This window comes from Syntrophomonas sp. UBA5494 (genome assembly GCF_002426325.1).
This window is the reverse complement of sequence record NZ_DIPG01000143.1, coordinates 17,975-22,302: the sequence shown is the minus strand read 5'-3', so window position 1 is coordinate 22,302 and position 4,328 is coordinate 17,975. Positions and strand designations below refer to the sequence as shown.

7 protein-coding genes are annotated in these 4,328 nt (G+C 56.3%); all 7 read left to right on the top strand.

Annotation, left to right across the window (positions count from 1 at the left end; all coding sequences use genetic code 11):
- Positions 1 to 484, top strand: a 484-nt coding sequence (locus B3W37_RS16175) for a flavoprotein (RefSeq protein ID WP_483176436.1), incomplete at its 5' end; no start/stop codon positions are given.
- Positions 485 to 512: 28 nt separating this feature from the next.
- On the top strand, positions 513 to 782 hold the full coding sequence (locus B3W37_RS16170) for a EutN/CcmL family microcompartment protein (protein ID WP_483169712.1): 270 nt from the start codon (positions 513 to 515) through the stop codon (positions 780 to 782).
- Positions 782 to 1,774, top strand: coding sequence for a cob(I)yrinic acid a,c-diamide adenosyltransferase (locus B3W37_RS16165; protein WP_483169711.1), 993 nt, complete (start codon positions 782 to 784; stop codon positions 1,772 to 1,774). Before B3W37_RS16170 ends, B3W37_RS16165 begins: the two co-directional genes overlap by 1 nt.
- 25 nt (positions 1,775 to 1,799) lie before the next feature.
- Complete coding sequence (locus B3W37_RS16160; RefSeq protein ID WP_483169710.1) at positions 1,800 to 3,131, top strand: 4Fe-4S dicluster domain-containing protein; 1,332 nt, start codon at positions 1,800 to 1,802, stop codon at positions 3,129 to 3,131.
- Positions 3,132 to 3,146: 15 nt separating this feature from the next.
- Positions 3,147 to 3,686, top strand: a complete 540-nt coding sequence (locus tag B3W37_RS16155; RefSeq protein WP_483169709.1) for a BMC domain-containing protein — start codon at positions 3,147 to 3,149, stop codon at positions 3,684 to 3,686.
- Positions 3,687 to 3,707: 21 nt separating this feature from the next.
- On the top strand, positions 3,708 to 4,004 hold the full coding sequence (locus B3W37_RS16150; protein WP_483169708.1) for a BMC domain-containing protein: 297 nt from the start codon (positions 3,708 to 3,710) through the stop codon (positions 4,002 to 4,004).
- Between the two features lie 28 nt (positions 4,005 to 4,032).
- The coding region (locus B3W37_RS16145) for a DUF7973 family transport facilitator (protein WP_483176435.1) at positions 4,033 to 4,328 on the top strand (296 nt) is incomplete at its 3' end.

Genomic DNA, 4,328 nt, shown 5'->3' with positions numbered 1-4,328 from the left:
CAAGGTGATCATACCGCTGCTGACCATGAATACCGCTGCCAAACTGGCTCACGGCATCGCCGACAATCTGGTCGGCACCCTGGCTTTATACGCCCTTATGAGGGGCAAGCCGGTCTTTGCGGTGTGCGATGCTTGCGATCCCTATGACTCCGCCCGGGACAAGATAAACATGAATTTGGGCAATGCCGCTTTCAAACAGATGTTGAAGAGCAATCTCGACAGGCTGGCCGAATTCGGCATAACCCTGGTTAAATCCGGTGATTTAAGCGCGGCTGTACTGGGGGTGGGCATTAAGCAGAGCGGCCAGGCCCAAGCGGCGGTTGCGCCGGCTGTTCAGGATGCGGATGTCTTTACCCTGCGGGTTTTGAGCGCTGGAGATGTCTCGGTATGCAAGCGCAAGGCTATAAAAATCGGACCCAATACGGTTGTAACCGCTATGGCTAAGGATCTGGCCCGGGAGCGCGGTATTGAGATTTTGAGATGATCAGATTTATGCGGGAGGGAGTGGGATCATGTATGCAGCCAAAGTGATCGGGCATATCGTAGCCACCAAAAAAGACCAGCGTCTGGTAGGCTGGAAATTGCTCATTGTCAGTCCCCTGTCCCTGGATGGCGCCGTTTCCGGCCGGATGGACGTGGCAGTGGATATTGTGGGTTCGGGAATCGGGGAGATCGTGCTGGTGGTGGAAGGCAGTTCGGCCCGCCTGGCTATCAATGATACTAATTCTCCCGTTAATGCCGCTATTGTTGGCATTGTTGACAGCTGGGAGGTGGGAACCTGATGAGAGTCTACACGCGCAGCGGCGACAAAGGCGAGACCTCTCTGTGGGGGGGCAAAAGGGTATCCAAAGCGGACCCCCAGGTGGAGTGCTACGGCACCCTGGATGAAGCCAGCTCATGTCTGGGCCTGGCCCGGGGCCTCATCCAAAGCCAACGCTTAAAAGAAATCATAGTGAGCATACAACAGGATCTGCAGGTAATATCGGCAGAGGTAGCCAGCACTTCCAAGGGGCTCGCCAAGCTGCCCAAAACGGTTGGCGAGGCGGATATCCGCCGTTTGGAAAATATAATCGACGATCTCTCCGCCGGACTGCCCAAGCTGACCGGTATGGTATTGCCGGGCGGGACCGCCGGGAGCGGCGGCCTGGACCTGGCCCGCACCATAGTGAGGCGGGCCGAGCGCCTCATCATTGACCTCCGCCAAAGCCAGGAACTGCGGCAGGAGATTCCTCAATACCTGAACCGTTTGTCGGATCTCTTATTCGTAATGGCCCGGGTGGAAGGGGATGAGGAATTAGTGCAGATCGTTAAAAATCGGGTTATGGAACACCTGGAGAACGGGGCCTCCTGTGGGATGTCCCTGGTGGTGGCCAGGAAAATGATTGCTGCCGCCCAGGAGAGGGCTGAGACCATGAATTTGCCGGTAGTAGCCTGTGTGGTTGACGCGGCGGGCAACCTTTTGGTGTTGGAGCGCCAGGAGGAGGCCATCCTGGCCAGTATCGACATTGCCCGGGGCAAGGCGTTTACCTCTGCAGCCACCAAAATGCCCACCCATGAATTAGCCCAGGCCAGCCAGCCCGGCCAGCCCCTGTACGGGATAGAATCCACCAACCAGGGGCGCCTGGTTATATTCGGAGGGGGCTTCCCCTTGAAAAAAGGCGGCAAGTTAATGGGCGCCATTGGCATCAGCGGCGGCAGCGTCGAACAGGATATAGAAGTCGCCCGGGCGGCAGTTGCGGTTTGGAATGAGTATGCCGGGCCGGCCGGGCAATAGGACAGTCACTGAGGGGAGAAAATCGATGAACAAGCGTATGTCCGATATAGCGCGGCAAGCCGGCATAGTCGGGGCAGGCGGCGCAGGCTTTCCCACCCATGTGAAACTGGATGCCCGGGTTGAAACCGTCATCTTAAATGGTGCGGAATGCGAGCCCTTGATGTCGGTGGATCAGAACATCATGCTCAGAGACGCGGATCTGCTGGCCGGAATGCTGGAAAAGGTACGCCTGGATCTGGGCGCGGGGGAAGCCATCATAGGCATCAAAGCCAAACATGAAGAAGTGATTGCCGCCATGCAGGAAGCCATCAAAACCTATGCCTCCTTGTATATTGCGCCTCTGGGCGACTTTTACCCGGCGGGTGATGAGGTGGTCCTGGTGTATGAAACCACCGGCAAGCTGATCCCCCACAGCAGCATTCCGCTGGAGATCGGGGTGGTGGTGATGAATGTAGAGACATTGTGGAACCTGGCTCAGGCTGAAGCCGGCCGACCCCTCACCCATAAATGGGTGACCGTGTCTGGAGCAGTAGCCAGCCCCGGTACTTTTTGGGTTCCGCTGGGAGTCAGCGTCAGGCAGATGATAGATCTGGCCGGCGGGGCTGTGATTGCGGATTATGCCGTAATCGACGGCGGCCCCATGATGGGCCGCATGTTGGCAGATCTTGAACATCCGGTAACCAAAACCACCAAAGGCCTGCTGGTATTGCCCCGGCACAACCCGGTAATAGGGGTGCAAAGCCAGCCTTTGACCACGATTTTAAGGCAGGCCCGGGCCATGTGCTGTCAATGCCGTCTGTGCACTGATTTGTGCCCGCGCAATCTGCTGGGTTATGGCATCAACCCCAATCAGACTATCCTGGCGGCCAGCTATGGCGGTGCTCAGGGGGACAAGGCCCTTCAATCCTTACTGTGTTCGGAATGCGGCGCCTGCGATTTGTATGCGTGCCCCATGGGGCTTTCACCGCGCCGGGTCAATCAGCTGCTCAAGGCTGAAGTCACTAAAACGGGGATAAAAAATCCCTTCGTGGGCAAAACCGCCCAGCCTGATGCTATGCGCCCTTACCGCCGCATACCAACCAAACGGCTCATCAGGCGGTTGAACCTCAAGGGCTATGCGGCTTTCGCGCCCTTTTACCCCACAGAGCTGCAGCCTGATAAAGTGGTCTTGCCTTTAAAACAGCATATCGGTTCTCCTGCTGAAGCGGTTGTCAAGGCGGGAGAGGCGGTGGCTATGGGTCAACTGGTGGCCGAAATACCCCGGGGCAAGCTGGGCAGCCGCATTTTTGCCAGCATAGCCGGCCGGGTCAGCGAATGCAGTCAAGAACGGATCGTAATAGAACGAGCAAACAGCTAGAAAGGGGGCCAGGTCATGAAGCAGGTGTTAGGATTTATAGAATATCGGAGCATTGCCAAAGGTTTGGAAGCCACTGATGTCATGCTAAAGGGCGGCAAGGTGGAATTGATTCAGGCTACGGTGATGTGTCCGGGCAAGTTTGTGGCCCTCATTTCCGGGGATATCAGCGCCGTAAAAGAATCCGTGGAAAAGGGCGTCAATCTGGATCCCGCTTTGGCCATCTCCAGTTTCGTTTTGCCCAATATCCATCCCGAGGTGATACCGGCACTGTCAGCAACCAGCAGCGCGGAGGTTACAGGATCGCTGGGCATCATCGAAACGGTTGATGCTACATCGGGCGTGGTGGCCGGAGATATGGCCGCCAAGGCAGCCAATGTGCACCTTATCGAGATCCGGCTGGCACGCGGTATGGGCGGCAAGGCTTTTGTATACCTGTGCGGCGAGCTGAGTGCGGTAAAAGTAGCGGTAAAAACAGCCTGCGACAAACTGGCTGACGAAGGAGTGGTTCTGGCCTCATCGATTATTGCTTCACCGCATCCCAAACTGACATTTTAGAAAGGAAGGAGGTGACATGTCATGCTGATCACGCGGCTGATTCAGGCCCCGCGACCAAGTACCATGGCCATGCTGTTGCGCAGGATGCCGCCGGATTGCAGAAAGGAAATACAAGGCAAGCGAATAGATGCTGTGGGACTGGTGCAGACTGATTTGCCCAATCTATTTTATCTAGCCGACGTAGGGGTCAAATCGGGATCGGTAAGCGCAGTGGAATTGCATGGCACCTGCCCGCAGCATATTAACACCATCGGGTTTTTCGGAGATACAGCAGCAGTGCAGTCCGCAATGAAAGCGGTACAGGCGCAGGCCAGGTAAAGTGAGAGGTAAAGGAGGAATTTATAGTATGAATATCGATACTACCCTTTTGTTGATTTCCTTTTGCGGCGGCGCTTTCGGGGCAGCCATCGGAGCCCTCCCCGCTTTTATATTCTGCGGTTTCTTAGGATTTGTGGGGGTGGCTGCGGCCATGTCCGGGTCTACTTTCGACTGGCACAGTATCATCACCTTCGGCCCTTTCTTCGGCCCCCATATCGCATTTGCGGGCGGGGTGGCGGCGGCTGCTTTTGCCAAGAAAATGGGATACATGGTTTCAGGTAAGGACATCACCGCCGGCTTGATGGGCTTAAAACAGCCCGGCGT

Bases quoted from the DNA above. Each gene is read 5' to 3' on its own strand.
- B3W37_RS16150 (WP_483169708.1), top strand. From the start codon at position 3,708: ATGCTGATCACGCGGCTGATTCAGGCCCCGCGACCAAGTACCATGGCC.
- B3W37_RS16155 (WP_483169709.1), top strand. From the start codon at position 3,147: ATGAAGCAGGTGTTAGGATTTATAGAATATCGGAGCATTGCCAAAGGT.
- B3W37_RS16160 (WP_483169710.1), top strand. From the start codon at position 1,800: ATGAACAAGCGTATGTCCGATATAGCGCGGCAAGCCGGCATAGTCGGG.
- B3W37_RS16170 (WP_483169712.1), top strand. From the start codon at position 513: ATGTATGCAGCCAAAGTGATCGGGCATATCGTAGCCACCAAAAAAGAC.
- B3W37_RS16165 (WP_483169711.1), top strand. From the start codon at position 782: ATGAGAGTCTACACGCGCAGCGGCGACAAAGGCGAGACCTCTCTGTGG.